This is a genomic window from Arthrobacter sp. NPDC093128 (assembly GCF_040683875.1).
GTDB lineage: Bacteria > Actinomycetota > Actinomycetes > Actinomycetales > Micrococcaceae > Arthrobacter.
Genome location: NZ_JBFBEY010000066.1, coordinates 1,668 through 2,884, shown reverse-complemented (window position 1 = coordinate 2,884; position 1,217 = coordinate 1,668). Strand labels below are relative to the sequence as shown.

The 1,217-nt window shown below is 67.6% G+C and carries 1 protein-coding gene; it reads right to left on the bottom strand.

Annotated elements, in window-relative coordinates:
* A partial coding sequence (locus AB0N24_RS27460) for an alpha-galactosidase (protein WP_364131745.1) occupies positions 1-1,217 on the bottom strand: 1,217 nt, incomplete at both ends.

Here is a 1,217-nt window from a genome sequence, read left to right as displayed (position 1 = left end):
CCACCACGCCGTGGAGCATGAGCGAGTCATCAGCGACGTCGGCGCGGATCATCCGGCCACTATGGATCAGGCCGCGGTGTTCCTTGTACAGGCCGATGAAGCGTTTGAGCTCCTCCCGCTCGGCGCCCTGGACCCCTCGGACGTCCCATTCCATGCCGAAGTGGCCGAACAGGGCGGTGATGGCGCGGAAGGACAGGTCGTGCGTGCGCGCCGTGGTGTGCGAGGTCGTGGGGCCGATGTGTCCGCCCACCAGCTCGGGCGGAACCACCACGCCGGTCCAGCGCTGGATGGTCTGGCGTTCCAGGGCGTCGTTGCAGTCCGAGCCCCAGATCCGGTCGGTGCGTTCCAGGATCCCCAGGTCCACGCGGGCGCCCCCTGAGGAGCAGCTCTCAATCTCGACGCCGGGATGCGCCTTGCGGAGTTCGTCAAACAGGCGGTAGGCGGCGAGCGTCTGTTCGTGGACGGAGGAGCGGCCGGCGTGGCCGTGTTCCAGCAGGTCGCGGTTCTGGTCCCACTTGAGGTAGCTGATGCTATTCTCCCGCAGGAGTGCGTCCACGCGGTCGAAAATGTACTGCCACGCCTCAGGGTTAACGAGGTCGATTACATGCTGGTTCCGCCATTCGATGGGCAGGCGGCCGCCGTCCTTGTGCGATGCGGCGGCGGGACCGACGATCCAGTCGGGGTGCGCGCGGACAATATCGGAGTCCAGGTTGACCATTTCCGGTTCCACCCAGAGCCCGAACTCCATCCCGCGCGAGGTCACAGCGTCGATCAGCGGGGCGAGTCCGTCCGGCCAGAGGGTTTCGTCGACGTACCAGTCGCCGAGGCCGGCGTGGTCGTCGCGGCGGCCGCGGAACCAGCCGTCGTCGAGCACAAAGCGCTCCACGCCCAGTTCAGCTGCGGAGTCCGCCAGCTCGATCAGGGTGGTCAGATTGTGGTCGAAGTAGACCGCTTCCCAGGTGTTCAGCACCACGGGGCGGGGCTTGCCGGCGCTCGCTGCGGGGAGCACGTGGTGCGGGCGGGACCGGAACCAGCTGTAGAACGCCTCGCTGATGCCGTCCAGGCCTCGGTCGGAGTAGGCGGCGAACAGGGCCGGGGTGGTGTAGCTGCCGCCCGGTTCGACGATGACTTCGGCGGGGCCCAGGAGTTCGGAGCCGCCGATCATGGTGCGGCCGTCGCCGATGCTGTCGGCGAACTGTTCGTGGTTGCCGCTCCAA